Raw genomic sequence first — 22,004 nt, 5'->3', positions numbered from 1 at the left:
GATGTGGGGGGGATGGAACAATGGAACAGGTTCGTCTCGGAATAATCGGACTGGGTCGTTTTGCCGAGCTGCATGCCCGCATCCTCAGCCGGATGCCTGAAGTAGAAATTACCGCCATTTGTGATCGCAATCCTGAGCGTATTACCCGATTCAGGGAATGGTTCCCTAACGCAAAAGGATACGAAGATTGGTCGGATATGCTCCAAAATCAAAGCTTTGATGCTGTCGATGTACTTACACCGGAGCATCTGCATGAAGCACCCGTACGTGCTGCCTTGTGCGCCGGAGCCCATGTGTTTGTTGAGAAGCCGCTGGCGCACTCCCCAAGAGCGGCTGCTGCACTAATCCGGGAAGCTGCAGACCTTGGTCGCATTGTAATGACTGGTCATGTTCTCAGGTTTGACCCGCGTTATGCAGCCGTCAAAGACCGGCTAAAAGACGGCGCATTCGGTCCCATTCGTTCGATCTATGCCAAACGAAACAACGGAAAGGCATTCTTTTCTCTCTATAATCGGATCTCGCCGGTATTTATCCTGGGCATTCATGACATCGACCTGATGCATTGGTACATGGAGGATGAGGTCGCCGAAGTTTACGCTGTACGATCATATGGAGACGTGTCATCCGCTCCGGACTTCAATGCAGCGATGCTGCGCTTCAGCCGGGGAGGGCTTGGTATCCTGGAATGCAACTGGCTGCTGCCGGATGGGGCGCCCTCCTTCCAAGACGTCAGAATGGAAATCACAGCGGAGCATGGGGGCATACACATTCAGGAGCCCGATATGTCCGTTGCCTTCGCAGGGAGCACGAAGACGGAGGTTCCCTCTTTTGGGGCTATTCACGAAACGAACGGTCGCATAGGAGGTGCACTCCACGACGAGTTGGTTCATTTTATCGAGTGCGTAGCCTCAGACACGCCCTCCCCTCTGCTCCGACCCGAGGATGCCCTTAAGGCTGTGCGTGTTTCGTGGGCGATCGAGCAATCCGCTGCATCAGGGAAGCCTGTGAGCCTGTCATCCATCCAAGGAGAATGAGAGGTATGAAGCTGGCGGACAATATATATGTGATCGGTGGAGGCACACTCGGCTACGGAATCAGCAGTCCATACGACTGTAATGTCTATGCGATTGACGGCAAGGACGGAGTGATCCTTATTGATGCCGGCTCCGGTTTAGGGGAGAACGACTTGCTAAATCGACTAAGCGAAGCGGGACTCGCTGCCGACCGTATTATGGCCTTGATTCTTACCCACGCACATGCAGACCATGCAGGAGGGGCTTATGGACTTAAGAGCCGGCTTGGGTTACCCGTTCTCGCTTCAGAGCTGACCGCCTCGATCGTTGAGTCCGCGGACGAGGAAAGGCTCTCTCTGCCCCAGGCAAGGAAAGCCGGTACATACCCCGAGTGGTACCGGTTTCCCCCATGCCAGATAGACCGAATTTTGAGGGAAAACGATATTGTCGACAACGGGACTTTTCGTTTTCGGGTTGTTCCCGCTCCCGGCCACAGCAGCGATATGATTTCTTTGTATGATTTTGATTCAAGAACCTTGTTCTCAGGAGATGTAATCTTTGAAAGCGGGAAGCTTGCCGTTATAGCGACAGAGGACTTTTCTATGGAAAAGTACCGTTCAACGATTCAACGTTTTACCGAAATCGAAGTTAACCGGTTGTTTCCCGGTCATGGAGCTGCCGTACTGGAGAAAGCCGGTGATGCGATACGGAAGGCACACCGTCGCTTTGAACTAGGAAATGAGCCGGAAAGCATTGTTTAAGTTAGGAGGGCGAACCCATGTTCGTTGAGCATATGCCCATTACCAGCTTCCAATGGAATAAAAATATTCGGTCGGTGAAGCGCAGCTTTCAGCTAGTCCTAGGCTCAAGCTCGGAAGGAGAGGATGGGACGCTGAACGTGCTTGAAATCGCCGGAGAAGAGGACGGACCCGCATTGCTCGTGCTTGCGGGCGTACACGGGGACGAGTACGAGGGAATCGAGACCATTCTTCGCTTGTATCACAGCTTATCGCCTAAGGCTCTGCGAGGAAGCTTGTTGATGATTCCTGCTTCTAACCCCTATGCTTTCCAAGGAGGAACAAGGGTAAGCCCGGTGGATGGGGCGAATCTGGCGAGGGTTTTTCCCGGTAACACCCAAGGGACGCCCACGGAAAGGTTAGCCTACGAGCTCCACCATCGTTTTATCGCCAGCTCTGATTTCCTGCTGGATTTGCATAGCGGAGGAACACATTACGCCGTTGCCTCGCTGGCAGGCTATTATCATAACGAACAAACGGTATATGGCCAAAAGTGCCGAAAGGCTGCAGAGGCCTTCGGGTCCGAGTTATTATGGGCGCATCCGGAAATTGGATCGGGAAGAACCGTCTCCTCCGCTCAGGCCCTTGGTATTCCGTGGCTGTATACAGAAGCCTACGGCGGCCGTCGAATCAGATCGGAGGACTCCTTACTATTCTTTAACGGAGCAATGCGCTTGCTTCGGCATCTAAAGATGCTTGCGAACCCCGATCAATGGATCATCGCACCCGATCCTCCCATGCGCAGAACCATCTATAGCGACGGTAATTTCGATAACTCGGCTTTGTCGGAGGCGGACGGCTTCTTCATCCCGGCGGTTTCGCTCTTAACGAAGGTAAACCAGGGCGACCGGATTGGGACGATCTACGGTCTTGATGGGGCGGAGCTGCATAACGTTACTGCAGCCGAAGAGGGCCTGGTGGTCATGCTTCTAGGTACGCCGGTGGTCCGAAAGGGCGAGCCTATTTATTTGCTGGCGGCACTAGAATAAGGCAAGCATAGAGTTTCTACTGGAATTATCTCAAGGAAACAGGGGGATTGACGATGTCTAATTGCGATGTAAATAAATTTAGGGGAGTCCATGTAGCCATGAACTCTTGCTACACTTCGGACGGGGAAATAAGCCAGAATGCTGTTAAGCAGCTAACACGCTTTCTGATCGACCGCGGAGTGAATGGCATCTATGTTGGGGGAAGCACAGGGGAGGGGATGCTTCAAAGTGTAGATGAGCGCAAGCGGGTGCTCGAAGCCGCTCTGGAGGAGGCGCGCGGCCAAATAACCGTCATTGCTCATATCGGGGCCATTAACACCAGGGACAGCATCGAGCTTGCCAAGCATGCGGAGCTTGTGGGTGCCGATGCGATATCGGCGGTGCCTCCTTTTTATTACAAACACAGTGACAAGGCGGTCCGTAAGCACTGGACAGTCATTATAGACAGCACTGAGCTGCCCTTTATTATTTATCAAATCCCAGCAACGACGGGATTTAGCTTAACGACGGGACTGTTACGCGAGTTGATCGCGAATCCTAAGCTGATAGGAATTAAGATTTCATCGGCAAGCACCTATGAGCTGGAGCGCTTTAAAGCCATCGGCGGCAACGGGTTCCTGATGTTTAACGGACCGGATGAACAATACCTGGCTGGACGAATCATGGGAGCGGACTCGGGTATAGGAGGAACCTATGGAGTCATGCCGGAGCTATTCGTCCGGATGGAAGGGCATTACCGTGCAGGCTCCATTGCGCAAGCACAGCATCTCCAGATTACGATCAACGACATCATAACGGATTTGCTGAGCTTACCCATTCATTCTGCGCTGAAGGAGCTTCTGCGCCTTAGAGGTGTGGACTGCGGCTCGGTTCGCGCACCGCTGGAGGAAATCACAGATGCCCAGCAGCCGATTGTGGCCGATATTCATCGAAAGATCATTCAAGCTGTTGAAAATGTATAAGCCTCATGGAGGAGCCGTTCCAGAAGGGTAACCCGCTTACCGAAGCGGGAAAGGGCGGTTTACAGCCGGTCAATCGCAGATTTATCACGATGTATCTGCTGATCTCGTTATACGGGGTTATTTTGACGATGCTGCTGGACTCAAGCATATCGGCTTCGTTAATCATGGTGTTGGGGGGCTATCCCTATCAAGCCGGGAGCGTCGATTCTCTCATAAATCTCGGTATCGTGGTCAGCGCCGTATTATCCGCTATTTTGTTAAGCAAATTCAGGTACTACAAGCACATGTTTCTCCTCTTCAGCTTATGCAGTCTGCTTAGTCTTGCCTGTTTAGCCTTAACCCTCTCCATGGGAACAAACAAAACCGTAATCTATGTGATCTTGCTAACTGTTTTTTTGTATTACTTTTTCACGGGGAGTCTATCGCTTCCCATATACGAGCTGCTCAACCTTTTTGTCGACAGCAGGTCGCGGGTTGTGGTGATGAGCAACTGTCTCGCGATAGGTCAATTATGCACTTTGCTCATAAGTGTCGCTGTAGGCTGGCTCTTGAATCAACAGTCTGGCGGAAGCATCGACAGCTATCGGCTTATCTTTATTTTTTCCGTTTTCGTATCATTTCTTCATTTGATCACCCTGCTATGGCTGGATCAAGTCAAGGTAAGCAGGGGGGCATCGCAGGAACGAATAGCATTTTTCACCTTTTATAAGGAGCAATTACACCTGCTTCGCATGCTTCCTTCCTTGAGGCTTTTCATTGCTGCGGTCATCCTGTATGCCGTTTGCTGGTCAGCTACAGGACTGTATATAGGCTTGGGGTTCAAGGAAAATGCAGCCCGAATGGACGAAATTCTGGCGAGTGGAATTTTCATCCGTACACTCGTGAAGGCGAGTTGCTACTATGCTTGCGGTCAGCTGGCCAAACGTTATGGAAACAAGGCGATATTGATCGCCATTGGTGTCACCGGATTATGCACACCGCTAACGTCGCTGTTTCTGCCGGTCGACTATTTTATCATCATTCTTGTCACTACCAATATTGCACCGATGGCTTATGTTTATTTCTTAAATGATCTATTCGAACGATCCGATGAAACGACGTTTAAAAGCCAATTTACCATGTTTACGTTGGCCTCCGTGCCCGCAGCTTTGATCATTCCCGTTCTCGGGTTGTTGATCGGACAGCAGCCGCAAATTTTTAGTGCAGTGATGCTGCTGATCCAACTAGGCGGAATTTACTTGGTCACAAGATTGGGAAAGGGAGGGGTTACATGAAAGCGCAGGAAGAGAAGCAAGAACGTTACACGATCCAATCCATTGATAAAGCACTGGATCTAATCGAGCTTCTAGCCGAGCGAGGATCATTAAGCCTCATTGAACTCACGGAGCTGTTGAATCAACCGAAGTCCTCAACCTACCGCATCGTATTGACCTTGGAAAACCGAGGTTTTATAAGCCGCAGTGACGAGGATGGGAAATATTGTCTTGGCTATAAGCAGCTTCATATTACGAAAAACCTGCTTGAGCGAAGCAATATACGAACAGCAGCCATCCCGGAGATGAAGCGGCTTTCAGACCTATACGGCGACACCGTGAATCTGGGCGTATTAATGGATGACGGTCAAATCATGTATGTGGAAATTATTGAGAGCACTCATGCGCTTCGCATGACGGATTCCGTTGGCTCCAAATCACCTTTTCATGCCACAGCTATGGGGAAAGCCATTGCCGCTTATTCTCCGGAGCCGTTAATAGATAGACTAATCGATGAATATGGCCTATACCCGATCACGAAGAGGACCATTACCTCCGTTGATTTGTTTAAGACGGAGCTCGAAAAGGTGCGGCAAAGCGGATACGCCATTGACGATCAAGAAATTGTAGAAGGAGCTAGATGCGTGGCAAGTCCGATCTTCGGCATGTTTGGGAACATTTATGGAGCCATCAGTGTTTCAGGAGCAATGCATCGGTACACGGACGAGACCATCCCCGAAATCACCACACAGGTAGTCGCAGCTGCGGCCGCCGTATCGCTTAAGCTCGGTTACGAGCCATCGTTGAAATTTTCTGAAAATATTTAATAGAAGATAGGAAGTACGGGTGTTAAACGAAATTACATAGCATATTATTAACTAAAAAGTAAAACTATGGTTTCAAAATAAACCTACACCTGAATGTACGCAGCTTAAAAACACCATTGATCATGAAAACGGATTTCCCTCGAAAGGCTCCCACTTTGAGCAGGTGAAAGTGGTTGCATAATACTCTCGGCATCGGGAGTCAAGTAAACATTAGGGGAGGTTACACATGAGAAAGGTATGGTTAATGCTGCTGTCTGTCATGTTTTTATCGAGTATGGTGATGGCCTGCACCGGCACGGGTACGACCACATCAACAAACGAAACAAAGACGACTACTCCCGCAGATTCAGCTCCGAAAAACTCTACGCTTCCGGTACCTGCGCCTTCCGGAGAAAAGGTTCTGCTGGTAGCCGGAGGCCCGGATGATAAGTTTCAAGCGGCATGGGCTGACTACGGGGGTTTCGTTAAAACTCAATTGTTCCGCAGAATGCTGATGCTCAACGAAAAGGGCGAACCCGTAGAGAAGGACCTGGCGAAAGATTACACCATTTCTCCAGATGGGTTGACCTACACGTTTACCTTAAGGGACGGCGTGAAGTGGCATGATGGGAAACCTTTTTCCGCTGACGATGTGAAATGGAGTATCGGTATGGCCGTCAAGTCCACTTCGATCAATGCGACTTTCTCCGGCGCCTTCAGCAAAATTGTCGGAGCGAACGAGTGGAAAGCGGGTACAGCCAACGATTTGGCCGGTGTCACGGTAGAAGGTAATAAACTTACGATTAAGTTAGCTGAGCCGGTCGGCGTATTTCTGTTAACCATGGCTCAGTGGCCGCCTTATCCGAAGCATCTGCTCGAGAAAGAGGACCCCGCCAAGATACACCTTGCTTCCTTCTGGGAGAAGCCTATTGGTAACGGCCCTTATATGATCACCGAAGTTCAGCCGAATAACTACGCTATGATGGAAGTCTTCAAAGACTTCTACGGAACAAAGCCGAAAATCGAGAAAATTAAACTGCAAACTATGTCAGAGGACAAAATTATTACCAAGTCTCAAGCGAATCAGCTCGACTATATGCAAGTCATGAGTTTAGACCAGGTAAATGAAGCGCTGAAAAATCCAGCATACAAAGCTTATCCTGTCGATATCTTCTTTGACCGATACCTGCAAGCTAACATGACGGGAACTGACGGGAAAGGCAATAAGAAGATAGCCGACTTACGAATTCGACAAGCCCTGCTTCATGCCATTGACAGAAAGGCTCTAGCCGAAAAGCTGTTCAAAGGCCAGGCGGAGCTGCTCGAGACCAAGATCCCGACGAAGCTGCCGGAATACAATAAAAATGTCGTTACCTACGCCTTTGATGCGGAAAAAGCAAAGAAGCTGCTGAAAGACGCAAACTTCGATTTTAATCAAACGATTAAACTGCAATATTACTACACAGACCAACAAACCGTCGATTTAATCGATACAATTAAATTTTATTGGGAGCAGGCTGGCGTGAAGGTGGAAACCTCGCTGATGAAGGGTAATCTGCTTGAGCTCATCTATACGAAGCGGGAGTACGACTTCCTATACGCAGGACTTTCCGCCATGGCATTAGAGGAAGCCTACGCTCTTTTCCATACAGACAGCCCACTTGGCATGCAGGTGCTTGGAGGGGCTAAAGATAAATGGGATCCGCTCATTGACGAATTGAGAAGGACAACCGATGCGCAGAAGAGGAAGGAAGCTGTAGGCAAGCTTCAAGAGATGGAAAGCCAATTCTTATGGCACATGCCGCTGTTCTCAATTAAACAGTACGTCCTCGTTAACGAGTCGAGATTAAAAACAGCCGGCATCTTCGGCAACGAATGGACTAACTACAACAGAAAGCAGCAGGACTGGGAGCTTTTAGTGAAATAACAGACTCCATATTCCATTAAGATAAGGCGTCAATCGCCAGGCGTCTTATCTTTTCATTTCCGACACTGAGGAGATGGTCCCTTGTTAAATTACTTCACCTTCCGGTTCTTATCCATCATCCCTATGCTGATTCTTGTTAGTGTGCTTATCTTTGTCGGGCTTCAGCTGACCCCGGGAGATCCTCTAACCTATATGATCCCACCGGAAATACTAAGTTCCGCCAATTTTGATTTGGAAGCCTATAAGAAATCCATGGGGCTTGACGCTCCTGTTTATATCCAATTTATGCGATGGTTTACAGATATGGTGCAAGGCAAGCTTGGTTACAGCCTTGTCGATGGAAGCAGTATTGCCAAGATGATTTCGAACCGGCTTCCCGCCACCCTGGAATTAGCTGCTGCAGCATTAATCATTTCATCTGTTCTGGGCATTATACTAGGTTTAGTCTCTTCCATACGGCAAAATTCATCTGCAGATTACATCAATACCGTAATAGGCATTATTGGGATTTCCATACCGGAGTTTTTCGTCGGGATTTGTGCCATTCAAATTTTTGCAATTAAGCTAGGCTGGCTTCCGATAGGCGGGCAGTTCGAATATGCGGATTCTGGCTTTCTCGATCGGCTGCGGCATCTGCTTTTGCCTTCTCTCGTACTTGGCTTTGCGCTGACAGCTGCACTGATGCGGTACACACGCGGAACGATGCTCGATGTGTTAGGTAAGGATTACATAAAAACGGCGCGCAGCAAGGGACTCCCGGAGTGGAAGGTCAACATCAAGCATGCCTTTCGCAATGCGCTGATGCCTGTTGTCCTGCTGCTCTGCTTCCGACTCCCCCTCTTAATCGGAGGAACCGTAATCATTGAGAGTGTGTTTAGCTGGCCGGGGATGGGCGGGATGATATTAAACGCCGTTTCCGCCAAGGACTATCCCGTCGTCATGATCACCACGATGCTGACAGCATGCATGGTCCTGTTTGCCAGCTTCCTCGTTGACCTGCTAACCGCACTGTTGGACCCTAGAGTTCGGTTTGAATAACCCCGAGCTGCTTATGACGAATAGGGAGGGAGTCCATTTGGCGACAACCGCTGCAAGATCCAGTCTTGCGCTGCGCAACTGGGAGAAGATTCGAAGAAATAAGCTTGCTATGATCGGATTTGCGATCATTATGGTCATGATGATTTGTGCGCTCCTGGCGCCGGTGCTGACACCCTACCAGCCTGACGAAATAGATCTCGGCAATCGTCTCATGCCCCCTTCCGGCGAGCATCTTCTTGGAACGGATAAGATCGGTCGTGATGTGGCTACCAGAATATTATACGGGGCAAGAATTTCTATTTTCATCGGATTGAGCAGTGCATTTGGGGGGGCGCTCATCGGAACCATCCTCGGCTGCTTCAGCGGATTTTGGGGCGGATGGTTCGACAAAATTATGCTCCGGGTTTCGGAGCTCTTTATGACCTTTCCCCAAATTATCTTAATCTTGATCCTCGTGGTTTACATAGGTCAAGGATTGTTTAACCTGATCTTGATATTTGCTATTACGGGCTGGACTGGAACGTATCGGCTTGTTCGGGGACGATTTCTATCCTTACGCGAGGAAAGCTATGTCGAGGCTTGCCGTGCTTTTGGTATCGGAGAGCTCTCGATCATGTTCCGGCACATCCTGCCGAATACGTTAAGCCCTGTGATTGTGACGATCACTCTTTCCACAGCCGGGTACATCCTTGCCGAGTCAGGCTTAAGCTTTCTAGGCCTAGGCGTACCCTCGGGCATTCCAACTTGGGGGAACATTATCAACGCAGCAAAGGCCGTCGATGTCATTCGTAATAATCCATGGCTGTGGCTGCCTCCGGGATTCGCTATTTCGTTCTTCGTGCTGGGCGTCAACTTTTTTGGCGACGGTCTTCGCGATGTCCTGGACCCGAACCAATAATCCGATACGGCGAGGAGGCCTGCTGCTTGATCTCGGAAGAGGACCTGATTCTAAAGGTTGAAAATTTGCAAACTCAATTCGATTTAGGTAAACGTGTTGTCAAAGCGGTGAACGGGGTATCGTTCAATGTCAGGAAAGGCAGTACGCTTGGCGTTGTCGGCGAAAGCGGCTGTGGGAAAAGCGTCACCGCTCATTCGATTCTACAGCTGCTTCCGAAGCTTGGCCGCATTACAGATGGAAGCATTACCTACTACTCAAATGCCGGGGAGATCATTCTGAGCCGGCTGAAGAAGAACGGCAATACCATTCGTTCCATTCGCGGAAAGGATATCAGCATGATTTTCCAGGATCCCATGGCATCTTTAAATCCGGTGTATACCATAGGAGACCAGATCTGCGAGAATCTTCTACAGCATGAATCGATATCCAAGAAGGAAGCGTTTGAGAAGGCCGTGGAGATGCTCACCCTACTGGGAATACCCCATGCGGCATCACGGATGAAGGACTACCCGCATCAGTTTAGCGGCGGAATGAAGCAGAGAGTCATGATTGCTATGGCCATGGTTTGCAATCCGAGACTGCTGATCGCTGACGAACCGACCACTGCACTGGATGTGACCATTCAAGCTCAGATTCTAGAGCTCATGAAGGAAGTCCAGGCGAAATACGGCACCTCGATTATCCTTATTACTCATAACATGGGGATCGTCGCCGATATGGCCGATGACATCGCTGTTATGTACATGGGCAGGATCGTTGAGTTCGGTTCCGTCCGCCAGGTTCTAGGCTCACCGCAGCATCCGTACACCAAAGCTCTGATGGAATCCGTACCGGTTCTCGGGATCGGAAAGCATGAGCGGCTCAAAACAATTAGGGGTAGCACTCCCGACCCGTCCGAAAGGCTGGAGGGCTGCGAATTTGCCCCAAGGTGCGACTTTGCAACGGATCAGTGCAAAGCCGTGCCTCAGGAGGTGGACCTAGGGGACGGACACCGTGCAAGATGCTGGAACCTGGAAGGGAGGCTGTTCACATGACGGATACCCAGCGAACCAATGAGATCCTACTTGATATGAGAGACTTAAAGAAATATTATCCGGTCTACAAGGGCTTGTTCAAAAAGGTAGTAGGTCATGTGAAGGCCGTAGACGGCGTCAGCCTTTTTGTGAGAAAAGGGGAAACACTAGGACTGGTTGGTGAAAGCGGCTGCGGCAAAACGACGCTCGGCAAATGCCTGGTCCGACTCCAAGCACCTACATCGGGTGAAATGCTCTACCGCTATAACGGTGGAGACATGCGCGATATTTTATCTCTAAGCAAGCAAGAAAGCTTTGAAGTTCGTAAAAAAATTCAAATTGTCTTTCAGGATCCATATTCTTCGTTAAATCCTATGAAAACCATATATCAATCCTTTGATGAACCGTTAAATCTGCACGGGATGGGAAGCAAATCCCGAAGAAAGGAGCTGATCGCCGAGCTGCTGGAATCGGTAAATTTACGTGCGGATTACATGTATCGGTATCCTCATGAATTTTCGGGCGGTCAGCGACAGCGTATTTGTATTGCCCGGGCCTTGTGCATAAACCCTGAACTGATCGTTTGCGATGAGCCCGTTTCCGCACTGGACGTTTCTATCCAAGCTCAAGTGCTGAACCTCATGAAGGACCTGCAGAAGCATCTCAATCTTACTTACATCTTTATAGCGCATGACTTAAGCGTTGTTGAATATATGAGCGACAGAATCGCCGTTATGTATCTGGGGCAGGTTGTCGAGCTTGCATCCTCGGAAAGTCTTTATTCGCTGCCACGGCATCCTTATACCGAGGCTTTGCTTTCCGCTGTGCCCACACCTGATTTGGACCGGCATAAGGAAAGAATTGTTCTGAAGGGCGATGTGCCAAGTCCGATTGACCCGCCTAAAGGGTGCCGGTTCCATCCGCGATGCGAAAAAGCCCAGGACATATGCAAAATAGAAGCCCCTGTACTGCGTAAGGTGACAGGGACGGAGGATCACTATGTATCCTGCCATCTGGTTGACACGATATTCGCTCCATAGGAGGAAAGAGAACAGATGAGCCATAGGAAACCGAAGGTGTTAAGGATAGGTAAGCGAGTGGAGCTGTTCGTTGACGATAACTTGATTCACCGTATGGATCAAACCTATCTCAAACTCAATACTCCTGAGAAGAAGGAAATTATCCTGACCATGGATCAGCCCTGGGAGGGCTCCGGCAGCGGCATTTACTGCAGTGTCTTTAAAGACGGGAATATATACAGAATGTATTATCGAGCTACCTTCGATGCCAGCTCCGACCACTCCCAGGGTCAAGCCTGTTGCTACGCGGAAAGCCGCGACGGAATTCATTGGGAGCGTCCTGAGCTCGGCATTCACGAATTTGACGGCTCCAAACGCAACAACATCATCATGCTGGGGAGCATAGCCCATAATTTCAGCCCTTTTATCGATACGCGTCCGGGTGTGCCTGCCCATGAAAAATATAAGGCTGTAGCCGGCTATGCGCCACAAGGATTGTTTACCTTCGTCTCTGAGGACGGCATCCATTTCAGAAAGCTGCAGGAAGAGCCCGTTCTTACTAAGGGTGCGTTCGATTCCCATAACCTTGCTTTTTGGGATGCTAATCAAAATAAATACATTTGCTATTCCCGATATTTCGCCTCCTCCATAAATCCGAATATCGAGGCTCCCGAGCATTCGGCTGTGTTTGTAGGCGTTCGGGCTATCCAGCACAGCACCTCCGAGGATTTCCTTCATTGGACCGAGCCCCAGCCCAACGTTTATGATAAAGGCCCTCTCGAGCATTTTTATACGAACGCAACCACCTTATGCCCTGGAGCAGAGCATTTGTATTTATCGTTTCCGATGAGATTCATGCCGGAACGAAATAAAATCGCGGAGCATCCCAAGGTCGGTGTCTCGGACAACACATTTATGACGAGCCGCGACGGAAGGCATTGGAATCGTACCTTCCGTGAGGCATGGCTTCGGCCGGGACTCGATCCGAGAAACTGGACACAGCGCAGCTCGTCTCCGGCTTGGGGCATTTTGGAGACGACGCCTGATGAGTTCTCCATATATATGAACGAGCACTACCAGTGGGATGATTCGCGGATTCGACGTGTTACCGTGCCGCGACACCGATTTGCCTCCATTCACGGTGACTATTCCGGTGGAATGCTTACCACGCATCCGATCGTTGTTGAAGGGAATTCACTCGTCCTTAACTACGCTACCTCGGCGCCGGGTTCGGTCAGGGTTGGTATTATTGACGAAACGGGCTGGCCTGTAGCTAAATTCAGTACTGAGGATTGTGATGTCATTTACGGCGATGAGCTTGATTATAAAGTCACATGGCGGGGAAGCTCCGATTTATCCAGGTTTGCGGGCAAAACGGTTCGTTTCAAATTCGAATTAAAGGACGCCGATATCTATGCCCTCCGGTTCGGAGACTGAGAGAAAGCGGTGATTTCATGGAAGATGACAAGCGCTGTGTGAAGTTTACCTTTTTTGATAATCGTACATTTGAATATATTTCCGGGTTTCGACGTGAACTGGGGCAGGCAGCCAAATATTCCGGAAACCCGATCCTTAGACCCGAGCTGCCCCATGAGTTTAAGCGGGCCCATTATTACGGCACGGCGTTGTTCGACGAGGATGAGCAGGTATACAAAACGTGGTACTCCTCTCATTATTACGGTCCAGCTATTGGCGAAGCCGATCCCAAGGCCTATTCCTATCTCAACTATGCTTATTCCAAAGACGGTATTCATTTCATTAAGCCAAAACTGGATGTCGTACCTGGCACTAACATTGTATTAGACAATGAAGAGAAAACACACGGACCGTCGATCCTTCTCGATTACGCGGAAAAGGATCCGAGCCTGCGCTTTAAGCTGGCCATGTCACCCTATACCAAGGGTTGTAGTATTTTCCTCTACGGATCGCCTGACGGCATACATTGGAAGCCGATCTTCGCGAACCCTGTTATCGAAGTCGTTAGCGATTGTCACATCGGCTTCTACCATGACCCCAATACAGGTCTATACCGGCTTTCGTTCCGTACCCGCTGTCCGGACAGACGGGTATGGATATCGGAGAGCTCCGATCTTGCGGAGTGGAGCAAGCCGGTACTTGCTATGGAGCCGGATCAGCTGGATCCGTGCGAAACCCAGTTTTACGGCATGCAAATGACCCCATACGGTCCTTATACGATGGGGCTTCTGTCTATGTACAATACGTATGATTATCGGACAGATCCGAAGTATAACAAAATGGCCGGCTCGATGGATATTCAGCTTGCGTACAGCCGTGACGGTCACTGCTGGCACCGCTGCATGCAGGGACAAAAGCTGATTGCACTCGGTGCCGAAGGAGATTGGGACGCCGGCTGCGTCATGCCTTCATCCAACATCATCTATAAAGCGGATCGCATGGAGTTCTACTATTCGGCCGTACCCTTCGACCATTCAGGCTTTGGCCGTATTCCTTACGAGGAAATTGCCCTGGAATGCATCGGTCTCGCCACCTTAAGACCAGATGGCTTCGTTTATTTACAGGCGACAAGAGATTGGTGTGAGCTTATGACCAGACCATTTGCTATCGAGGACGCGAGGCTTTACCTTAACGCAGCCGCTACGGAGGGCTCTGTCAAGGTAGAAATTTGCGACACGACCGGGCATGCCATCGAAGGATTTTCCTTTGACGATTGCATACCTGTTACGGAAAACAATCAGGCGGTGCAAGTGAAGTGGAGAGGGGATCCCGATATCCTAAAGCTTGAGCGGCAGCCAATACGAGTCAAAATACGGGCCTTGAATGCGAAGGTTTACTCTTTCTTCTTTCCACATAACGAGAATGTAACAGAATACTGGAATTTTAAGGAGATTTCCTGCTTGGATCCGTTAAAATATGATATCGGCTGAATTATGCGAGAGCTAAAAAGGAGCGTTATTGCGAATGAACAGCGTGAAATTTGGAATCGTGGGGTGCGGGTATTTCGGAGGGAGCTTGGCCCGAATTTTGCACCGCCGGGAGTTTTCGGAGGTAACAGCTGTTTATGGCGGAAGCCGGGCGCCCGCTCTTGCTGAGGAGCTGGACTGCCAGTGTATGGAGACACTCGAGGAGCTTGCGGCATGTCCCGAAGTCGATGCGGTGATTGTTGCAACGCCAAGCCACCTTCATCGGGAATCCGTTCTTACCGCTGCACACAATGGCAAGCATGTCTTTTGCGAAAAGCCCGTCGCTCTCTCTTTACAGGATTGCGAGGAAATGCTGCAAGCATGCCGCAAGACCAATACGCTAATGATGGCCGGGCATATTTACTATTTCGTCAGCGGGCTACTTCAGGTACGCCGTTGGATTCGCGATGGTGTTATCGGTAAACCGATCATGGTCCATTCGGAGCGAACCGGCTGGGAGCCGAAGCAGGACGCGGTGAGCTGGAAGAAAAACAACGAAACCTCCGGTGGGCACCTGTTTCACCACATTCATGAGCTCGATTTGCTGCAAACCTTGATGGGGCCGGCTAAAGCGGTTTGTACCGTGGGTGGTAATCTCGCCCATCATGGGGAGGGCTACGGCAACGAAGAGGATATTCTTCTGTTATCGCTGTTATTTGACGGAGGAGCGGTAGGCAGCATGCAGTATGGATCCGGTTTCCGTTGGGGGGAGCATTACGTCAAAATCAACGGGACAGAAGGTGCAATTCTCATTGATTTTAAGAAATCCAAGATATTTTTGAAAAGGGATGGCCATGTGACGACGCATTCGCTTCACGGAACGGAGGAGGAGGATCAGGAAAGGGCGCAGTTTTACATAGCTGCTGACGGAGGCGTAGCTTACGGGCATGCCGCATCACGTCCCGCTTCTTTCCTCACTAATGCAATGACGAAGGAGCTGGAGGCGTTTCGGGATGCCGTCAGGGGGATTCCGATGAAGGAGCATCTGCAGCCTCTGTTTGATGGGTCGGCCGCCCGTTCCTCCGTAGCTACAGCCGAAGCGGCGTTGTCGTCCTTAAGAGAAACCCGGTGGATTCATATCGATTAACGAGAGATCACCTCCTGAGAAAGGGGCCCTGCAGCATGTACCGTGCGGCGGTTATCGGTTTAGGGAATATTGGATTACGTTATGACCTTTTTAATAAGGCGTCCCCGCAGAGCCATTCGCTCGCCTATCATTTGAACAGCAACATTGACTTTGTAGCGGCTGCCGGTGTTCGTGAAGCACAGGGGGATCAGCTTGCGCTCATCGCTCCGGAAACGAGATTTTATACCGATGTAGTCGCTATGCTGAAGGAAAACCACCTGGATATCATCAGTATCTGCACACCCACGAATGTACGGCTTGAGCTTCTCCGCACGGTATTCGAGCATTCCGCTGCCAAGGTCATCTTCCTTGAGAAGCCGGTAGCCGCCAGCCTCGAGGAAGCACTTCAGATCAAGGCATTAGCAGATCATCATAATAGGGAAGTGATCGTCAATTTTTCCCGGAGGTGGAGCCCCGGCGCAGCCCAGATGCGGGAAGCGGTGGAGACGGAGCGTTACGGAAAGTTAAAAAAAATCCATCTGCGATATACCAGAGGCATCTACAATTACGGCTCACACTTATTTGACCTGGTGCGGTTCGTTGCCGGCCCGATCGATCATGTCCAGGTCTTGCGGCAAGAACATACTAATCTGGATGTCCGGGAGGATTGGACGTATTCCTTTACCTTCACGGCACGAGACGGGAGCATCACCGGTTATGCCGAGGCGTTCGACGACAAGGATTTTCTTATGTTTGAAATGGATCTGTATTTTGAAAAGGGAAAAATCGAAATGCTTCAAAGCGGCGATGAAATCCGGTTCTTCGGTACGGAGGCACATCCGCTGCTTGGCGGGATCCGGCAATTGGTGCTAGAGCGGACGGAGGCATGCCTGAACAGCCGCTCCAGCAATATCATGGAAGCCGTGCAGCATCTGGTACAGGTAATCAAGGAGAAAGCGGCACCGGTTTGCTCCCTTAACGACGGACTGTATCCGCTTTATGTGGCACAGGCCTTACAGCTTTCCCATCGGAATAACGGATCTGTTGAGGCGATAAGCTTTTGAATACAGGGAGAGTGTGAGCAGATGAAACCGAATGGGGTTCCGGAGCATATTGAAACGCCAGCCATCGTAATCGATCTCGATGTGTTGGATGCCAACCTTCGCCGAACTGCCGAGTTAGCCGCAAAAGCCGGTGTTCGGCTAAGGCCTCATACCAAAACGCACAAGAGCGTACAGCTTGCTAAAGAACAGCTTGCCTATGGGGCATCGGGCATTACCGTCGCTAAGCTCGGGGAAGCCGAGGTCATGGCCGAAGCAGGAATTCAAGACATCCTGATTGCTTTTCCCATTGTGGGCAGGAGCAAGCTGATGAGACTTGGGAGACTACTGCAGCTATGTCAGATTTCTGTTAGTGTTGACAGTTATGAAGCGGCAAAAGAGCTTTCCCAACTGGGAGAGTATTTGAAGCAGCGCATCCCGCTTTATTTGGACGTGAACAGCGGTTTGAACCGCTGCGGTAAGGAAGCCGGGGAGGAAACGGCGGAGCTTGCATTGCAAATTGCGAAGCTGCAAGGCATTCGATTGGCCACGTTGATGACGCATGCAGGGCATGCTTACGCCAAGAGCAGCACCACAGACATCTTGGACGTGGCGCGCAGTGAAGCCGAAGCACTTCTCGAATCACAGCGTGTGCTGCGGAAGAAAGGAATCGAGGTAGCGGAGCTCAGCGTAGGCTCGACACCCACCTCGAAATTTGTCGGTGAGCTTGCCGGCTCCGGCATTACGGAAATGCGTCCGGGAGCGTACATATTCGGCGATGGCTCGCAGCTTTATACAGGGCTCATTGGAGAAGACGAATGTGCTATGCGCATTTATGCGACCGTAGTCAGTACGCCCAGACAGGGAACAGCAATCATTGACGCGGGCTCGAAGACGCTCACCAACGACACCAGCATCCACCGCAGGGGCTTCGGCTTGATCCCGGAGACTCCCGAAATCTACGTGGAGCGTCTTAGTGAAGAGCACGGCATTCTATCTGTTCCGGAGGGTGTCTCACTACGGATCGGGGATGTCGTATCGATTATCCCCAATCACTGCTGTACGGTCGCGAATCTTCATGACCAGCTTATCGGCGTCCGTAAAGGCCAAGTGGAGCGGCTGATTACGGTCGATGCCAGAGGCAAAATTCATTAAAAAAACACTTTTACAAATAAAAGGAGAATTCACATGTCGGACATTATCCATTCGGACCAATCACCCGAATTTCCGCTTCCTTTTTCCCAAGCTGTGCGCACAGGCGATTTCATTTACGTTTCGGGGCAAGTTGGCGTAGATCCAGCCACCCGGGTCGTCGTAGGCGAAACGATTGAAGAACAGACCGTGCAATGCCTGCGCAATATTGAATCGATTCTTGGAGCCGCCGGGCTAACGCTTGAGCACATTGTGAAAATCAACGCCTATTTATCAAGACAGGAAGACTTCCCCGGCTACAACAAAGCATACGCGGAGGTAATGAAGCGGCCTTATCCAGCTCGTACCTCTATCGGATGCTCGATCGGTTCCTATTTGGTGGAAATAGACGCTATTGCTTATGCGCCTGCCCGTCGGGGAGAGAGCTCCTAAAGGCTGGAGGGAGGTAAGCATGATGTCAGAAAACCAGCTAAAAATTGCCGTTGCCGGCATCCTGCATGAGACAAATACGTTTGCCCCCGGGCTTACCGGCTTACATCATTTTCAGAACGAGTGGTCCGAAGGGCTGGGCGCGTTCACCGCAAGATATGCCGGAACCCGAACCACGATGGGCGGTGCTATTGATGCCGCTGCTAAGCTTGGGTTTGAGCTGGTTCCCGGTTTGTACGCCGCCGCGACGCCAAGCGGAATGGTTCAAGCTGACGCGGCCGATGCGCTGCTCGAGAAAGTAGCTGACTCCGTTGATGAAACGGCAGACGGTCTCATTCTCATCCTGCATGGCGCGATGGTATCCGAGCAGTATCCGGACTATGAAGGTGAATGCTTGCAGCGTCTGCGTTCCAGGCTTGGGGACCATTTCCCGATCGCGATGACACTTGATTTACACGGCAATATCTCAGCACAAATGGTCGAAAGAGCCGACTTGATCGTAGGCTACGACACTTACCCGCACATCGATATGTATGAACGGGCTGTAGAAGCGGCCGGGCTGCTGATCCGCAAAATCCGGGGAGAGATTCATCCGACACGGGCGTATGCTCATACCGGAATGCTTGTTGTCCCCCAGGGCATGATGACCGACGAAGGCAGCATGAAGGAATTGATGCTGCTGGCTTTCCATATGGAAACCGACCCGCGCGTATTAAATGTTACTGTTGCGGGGGGCTTTCCCTACAGTGATGTACCTGACGCGGGGATGTCGTTCGTGGTGACGACGGACGGAGAACCGGAGCTGGCTCGACAATATGCCTCCGAGCTGGTGCATATGGCTCTCGAACGCAAGCAAACGTTCGACGTTACGTATGCAAGCCCTAAGGAGGCGGTTGACGAGGCACTGAATCAGACTGAAGGACCCGTGATTCTGGCTGAAGGCTCGGACAATGTCGGCGGAGGGGCTCCGGCGGATTCGACACATGTGCTTAATCAGCTGATCGATATTCCGGAGAAGGCGCTTATCGTCATCTGTGATCCGGAAGCTGCGGCTGCCGCATTCATAGCCGGAGTCAAAGGAGAGCTCCACACTTACGTTGGAGGGAAAAGCGATTCCCTTCACGGTGACCCTGTTGAGGTAAGAGGGACGGTGAGGCTGCTCTTCGACGGACGCTACCGCCATGTCGGTCCTTACATGACCGGACAGCTGGCCGATATGGGTCTTACCGCGGTTGTCGAAAGCGGACAGCTGACCCTCGTGATCACCGAAAAAAGGGTACCGCCGTGGGACCTGGGGCATGTGCGTTCCCTCGGGCTGTGGCCAACAGATTACAAGCTGATTGTAGCGAAGTCCGCCATCGCATGGCAGGCCGCGTTCGCCCCCTTCGCCAAGCATATCGTCAATGTCGATTCGCCAGGCTGCTGCAGCGCGAATCTCACACATTTTCAATACCATCATGTGATCAGACCTGTCTATCCATTGGACTATGAAACGAACCCAAGGTTCGGACCATAGAGGAGGTTACCGTATGAAGTCGTTTGAGAGATCAAGGGAACGATACGAAGAATCCCAGAGATATCTGTCGGGCGGTGTGGCCAGCTCACTAAGAAGCGCCATGAAGCCGATTCCTTTGTTTGCCGCATCGGGCTCAGGTCCTCGAATACGCGATGTGGACGGGAACGAATACATCGATTATCTTCTGGCCTATGGTCCTTTGATCTTGGGTCATGCGAATCCGGTCATTACAGCAAGTATCTTTGAGGCGATGAAGAGCGGGTTTACCTTCGGCCTTCAGCACCAAGGGGAAATCGAGCTGTCCCGGCGGCTGACGGAGCTGCTGCCGTGCGCCGAGCAGGTGGCGCTTAGCGGCTCCGGAACGGAAGCGGTGATGCTGGCCCTGCGGCTTGCGAAGGCCTACACAGGCAAACGGAAAATCGTCCGGTTTCATGGACATTACCATGGCTGGTCGGATTCGATTTTCACTTCGTTTCCAAGCTCGGATATGCGCAAAATCGCTGCCTCCGTAACCGACGGTGCAGAACAAATATTGCCGGGAACCGGCGGTCAAAGCCAGAGCGCGTTGGAGGATATCATCCTGCTTCCATGGAACGATACCGAGGTGCTTGAAGAAGCATTGCGAACACATCGGCACGAAATTGCCGCGGTAATCTCCGAGCCGGTGATGTGCAACTCAGGCTGCATGCTTCCGAAGCCCGGCTACCTCGAAGCCATGAGAAAGCTGACGGAAGAGCTGAATATCGTGATGATCCTCGATGAGGTCATCACCGGCTTCCGGCTCGGTCTCGGAGGCGCCCATGGCAAGTTCGGTCTGAAGCCGGACTTGGTTACCATCGGGAAAGCGCTTGGAGGCGGCATCGCCATAAGTGCCGTTGCAGGCCGCAAGGACATCATGGCACTGGTTGAAAACGGTACGGTCAGCCATTTAGGCACCTTGAACGGAAGCTGCGTAGCCACCGCCGCCGCACTCGCGACCATCGGAGAGCTTTCTGTGGAGGATGGCGAGGTTTATAACAGAATGGAGCACATCACGGCTATGCTCGTAACCGGAATTCGAAGCCTGCTGGCCAAACATGGCATACCTGGCATCGTCAACCACGTCGGTCCGGTATTCCATATGATGTTTACAGATGAAACTCATGTCGAGAATTTTGATGCATTTAATAAACGGGATGCGGGAAAATATGCATTATTTGCAAGTAAGTTATTGGAGGAAGGTGTTCTCGTCCGCCCCAATGGGTTATGGTATGTATCCGCCGTTCATGAAGAAAGCGAGGTAGCCAGTACACTGGCTGCCATTGATCGCGTACTAGGGAGCCTAACGGAGAATGGGGGCAGCAATCAATGAGATTGAAGGAGCGCGTCGCCCTCATTACCGGCGGTTCAACCGGGATCGGCAAAGCGACAGCCTTAAGATTCGCCCAAGAGGGATGCAAGGTTGCTATTACAGGCAGAGATAAAATAGCCTTGCAGGAAGCTGCCCGTGAGATCGAATCAGCAGGGGGAGAAGTAATCAGCATCGACGGGGATGTGCAGTATGCGGCCGATGTCCGCCGCATGGTGGATGCTGTTCTGGAACGCTGGGGCACGATTGATGTGCTCGTGAACAACGCCGGCATTTGCAAGCCCGCCGCCTTCCTTGAAATCGAGGAGTCCGAGTGGGACCGCCACATGGCCATTAATTTGAAGGGCACTTTTCTCGCGGGGCAGACGGCAGCTAAAATCATGGTTCAACAGGGGACCGGAGGCTCCATCATCAACATGTCCAGCGTGAACGGCCTAGCTGCAGAAGGAGATCAGGCCCATTATAACGCTACCAAGGGCGGAATCAACCTCTTGACCATGTCGATGGCCCTCGAACTGGCACCCGTAGGTATTCGGGTGAATGCACTATGTCCGGGATTTATCGAAACGAGACTAACTAGACCGCTTATCGATAATTCCGCTGCCTTCGGCTCTTACTTGAGAACGATCCCGATGGGAAGGGCAGGCTTGCCGGAGGAAATCGCCGATGCCGCCTTATTCCTTGCATCGAATGAATCGAGGTATATGACAGGGCATTGTTTGGTGGTCGACGGAGGTCAACTGATCAAGCTTTCATAACCGGAACTTAAGCTGCAAAGATACGAGGTGGCTGGGAT

At 51.1% G+C, this 22,004-nt stretch carries 20 protein-coding genes; all 20 read left to right on the top strand.

Annotation, left to right across the window (positions count from 1 at the left end; translation table 11 throughout):
• The first annotated feature begins 20 nt into the window (after positions 1 to 20).
• The 20 genes from QMO62_RS05750 (at position 21) to QMO62_RS05655 (ending at position 21,966) form a co-directional block, all read left to right on the top strand.
• Entirely contained in the window at positions 21 to 1,034 is a 1,014-nt protein-coding gene (locus tag QMO62_RS05750; protein ID WP_284639290.1) for a Gfo/Idh/MocA family protein, read from the top strand.
• Positions 1,031 to 1,774, top strand: a complete 744-nt coding sequence (locus QMO62_RS05745; protein WP_284639288.1) for an MBL fold metallo-hydrolase — start codon at positions 1,031 to 1,033, stop codon at positions 1,772 to 1,774. The genes QMO62_RS05750 and QMO62_RS05745 overlap by 4 nt, the downstream gene beginning before the upstream one ends.
• A gap of 17 nt (positions 1,775 to 1,791) precedes the next feature.
• The gene (locus tag QMO62_RS05740) at positions 1,792 to 2,799 is read left to right on the top strand and encodes a succinylglutamate desuccinylase/aspartoacylase family protein (protein WP_284639286.1); all 1,008 of its coding nucleotides are present in this window, start codon (positions 1,792 to 1,794) and stop codon (positions 2,797 to 2,799) included.
• Positions 2,800 to 2,852: 53 nt separating this feature from the next.
• The gene (locus QMO62_RS05735; RefSeq protein WP_284639284.1) at positions 2,853 to 3,761 is read left to right on the top strand and encodes a dihydrodipicolinate synthase family protein; all 909 of its coding nucleotides are present in this window, start codon (positions 2,853 to 2,855) and stop codon (positions 3,759 to 3,761) included.
• Between the two features lie 5 nt (positions 3,762 to 3,766).
• Positions 3,767 to 5,035 carry an MFS transporter gene (locus QMO62_RS05730; RefSeq protein WP_284639282.1) on the top strand — a complete coding sequence of 423 codons (1,269 nt, stop codon included), beginning with the start codon at positions 3,767 to 3,769 and terminating at the stop codon, positions 5,033 to 5,035.
• Positions 5,032 to 5,841 (top strand): IclR family transcriptional regulator, encoded by an 810-nt coding sequence (locus QMO62_RS05725; protein ID WP_284639281.1) that lies wholly within the window; start codon positions 5,032 to 5,034, stop codon positions 5,839 to 5,841. The genes QMO62_RS05730 and QMO62_RS05725 overlap by 4 nt, the downstream gene beginning before the upstream one ends.
• A gap of 226 nt (positions 5,842 to 6,067) precedes the next feature.
• Positions 6,068 to 7,747, top strand: coding sequence for an ABC transporter substrate-binding protein (locus QMO62_RS05720; RefSeq protein ID WP_284639280.1), 1,680 nt, complete (start codon positions 6,068 to 6,070; stop codon positions 7,745 to 7,747).
• 81 nt (positions 7,748 to 7,828) lie between these two features.
• Positions 7,829 to 8,785 (top strand): ABC transporter permease, encoded by a 957-nt coding sequence (locus tag QMO62_RS05715; protein ID WP_284639279.1) that lies wholly within the window; start codon positions 7,829 to 7,831, stop codon positions 8,783 to 8,785.
• Between the two features lie 37 nt (positions 8,786 to 8,822).
• Entirely contained in the window at positions 8,823 to 9,683 is an 861-nt protein-coding gene (locus QMO62_RS05710) for an ABC transporter permease (protein WP_284639278.1), read from the top strand.
• Positions 9,684 to 9,709: 26 nt separating this feature from the next.
• Positions 9,710 to 10,717 (top strand): ABC transporter ATP-binding protein, encoded by a 1,008-nt coding sequence (locus QMO62_RS05705; RefSeq protein WP_284639277.1) that lies wholly within the window; start codon positions 9,710 to 9,712, stop codon positions 10,715 to 10,717.
• Positions 10,714 to 11,736 carry an ABC transporter ATP-binding protein gene (locus QMO62_RS05700; RefSeq protein WP_284639276.1) on the top strand — a complete coding sequence of 341 codons (1,023 nt, stop codon included), beginning with the start codon at positions 10,714 to 10,716 and terminating at the stop codon, positions 11,734 to 11,736. Before QMO62_RS05705 ends, QMO62_RS05700 begins: the two co-directional genes overlap by 4 nt.
• Positions 11,737 to 11,751: 15 nt before the next feature.
• Entirely contained in the window at positions 11,752 to 13,152 is a 1,401-nt protein-coding gene (locus QMO62_RS05695) for a hypothetical protein (protein WP_284639275.1), read from the top strand.
• A 17-nt stretch (positions 13,153 to 13,169) separates the two neighbouring features.
• Entirely contained in the window at positions 13,170 to 14,621 is a 1,452-nt protein-coding gene (locus QMO62_RS05690; protein ID WP_284639274.1) for a hypothetical protein, read from the top strand.
• Positions 14,622 to 14,655: 34 nt separating this feature from the next.
• Positions 14,656 to 15,744 (top strand): Gfo/Idh/MocA family protein, encoded by a 1,089-nt coding sequence (locus QMO62_RS05685; RefSeq protein ID WP_284639273.1) that lies wholly within the window; start codon positions 14,656 to 14,658, stop codon positions 15,742 to 15,744.
• 35 nt (positions 15,745 to 15,779) lie between these two features.
• Entirely contained in the window at positions 15,780 to 16,787 is a 1,008-nt protein-coding gene (locus QMO62_RS05680) for a Gfo/Idh/MocA family protein (RefSeq protein WP_284639272.1), read from the top strand.
• Positions 16,788 to 16,808: 21 nt separating this feature from the next.
• The gene (locus QMO62_RS05675) at positions 16,809 to 17,918 is read left to right on the top strand and encodes an alanine racemase (protein WP_284639271.1); all 1,110 of its coding nucleotides are present in this window, start codon (positions 16,809 to 16,811) and stop codon (positions 17,916 to 17,918) included.
• Positions 17,919 to 17,951: 33 nt separating this feature from the next.
• Complete coding sequence (locus QMO62_RS05670; RefSeq protein WP_284639270.1) at positions 17,952 to 18,347, top strand: RidA family protein; 396 nt, start codon at positions 17,952 to 17,954, stop codon at positions 18,345 to 18,347.
• 19 nt (positions 18,348 to 18,366) lie between these two features.
• A complete protein-coding gene (locus QMO62_RS05665; protein ID WP_284639269.1) occupies positions 18,367 to 19,860 on the top strand; it encodes a M81 family metallopeptidase in 1,494 nt (497 codons plus the stop codon).
• Positions 19,861 to 19,873: 13 nt separating this feature from the next.
• A complete protein-coding gene (locus tag QMO62_RS05660; protein ID WP_284639268.1) occupies positions 19,874 to 21,211 on the top strand; it encodes an aspartate aminotransferase family protein in 1,338 nt (445 codons plus the stop codon).
• Entirely contained in the window at positions 21,208 to 21,966 is a 759-nt protein-coding gene (locus QMO62_RS05655; RefSeq protein ID WP_284639267.1) for an SDR family NAD(P)-dependent oxidoreductase, read from the top strand. Before QMO62_RS05660 ends, QMO62_RS05655 begins: the two co-directional genes overlap by 4 nt.
• The last annotated feature ends 38 nt before the right edge of the window (positions 21,967 to 22,004 follow it).

The organism is Paenibacillus silviterrae (assembly GCF_030167925.1).
GTDB classification, from domain to species: domain Bacteria; phylum Bacillota; class Bacilli; order Paenibacillales; family NBRC-103111; genus Paenibacillus_G; species Paenibacillus_G silviterrae.
Note: the sequence above shows the minus strand (reverse complement) of the source record. Positions and strands in the feature narration are given on the sequence as shown.

Coding starts and splice junctions, on each gene's coding strand:
- QMO62_RS05660 (WP_284639268.1), top strand. CDS start 19,874: ATGAAGTCGTTTGAGAGATCAAGGGAACGATACGAAGAATCCCAGAGA.
- QMO62_RS05730 (WP_284639282.1), top strand. CDS start 3,767: ATGGAGGAGCCGTTCCAGAAGGGTAACCCGCTTACCGAAGCGGGAAAG.
- QMO62_RS05725 (WP_284639281.1), top strand. CDS start 5,032: ATGAAAGCGCAGGAAGAGAAGCAAGAACGTTACACGATCCAATCCATT.
- QMO62_RS05685 (WP_284639273.1), top strand. CDS start 14,656: ATGAACAGCGTGAAATTTGGAATCGTGGGGTGCGGGTATTTCGGAGGG.
- QMO62_RS05745 (WP_284639288.1), top strand. CDS start 1,031: ATGAGAGGTATGAAGCTGGCGGACAATATATATGTGATCGGTGGAGGC.
- QMO62_RS05695 (WP_284639275.1), top strand. CDS start 11,752: ATGAGCCATAGGAAACCGAAGGTGTTAAGGATAGGTAAGCGAGTGGAG.
- QMO62_RS05680 (WP_284639272.1), top strand. CDS start 15,780: ATGTACCGTGCGGCGGTTATCGGTTTAGGGAATATTGGATTACGTTAT.
- QMO62_RS05665 (WP_284639269.1), top strand. CDS start 18,367: ATGATGTCAGAAAACCAGCTAAAAATTGCCGTTGCCGGCATCCTGCAT.
- QMO62_RS05720 (WP_284639280.1), top strand. CDS start 6,068: ATGAGAAAGGTATGGTTAATGCTGCTGTCTGTCATGTTTTTATCGAGT.
- QMO62_RS05675 (WP_284639271.1), top strand. CDS start 16,809: ATGAAACCGAATGGGGTTCCGGAGCATATTGAAACGCCAGCCATCGTA.
- QMO62_RS05655 (WP_284639267.1), top strand. CDS start 21,208: ATGAGATTGAAGGAGCGCGTCGCCCTCATTACCGGCGGTTCAACCGGG.
- QMO62_RS05735 (WP_284639284.1), top strand. CDS start 2,853: ATGTCTAATTGCGATGTAAATAAATTTAGGGGAGTCCATGTAGCCATG.
- QMO62_RS05670 (WP_284639270.1), top strand. CDS start 17,952: ATGTCGGACATTATCCATTCGGACCAATCACCCGAATTTCCGCTTCCT.
- QMO62_RS05700 (WP_284639276.1), top strand. CDS start 10,714: ATGACGGATACCCAGCGAACCAATGAGATCCTACTTGATATGAGAGAC.
- QMO62_RS05740 (WP_284639286.1), top strand. CDS start 1,792: ATGTTCGTTGAGCATATGCCCATTACCAGCTTCCAATGGAATAAAAAT.
- QMO62_RS05750 (WP_284639290.1), top strand. CDS start 21: ATGGAACAGGTTCGTCTCGGAATAATCGGACTGGGTCGTTTTGCCGAG.
- QMO62_RS05690 (WP_284639274.1), top strand. CDS start 13,170: ATGGAAGATGACAAGCGCTGTGTGAAGTTTACCTTTTTTGATAATCGT.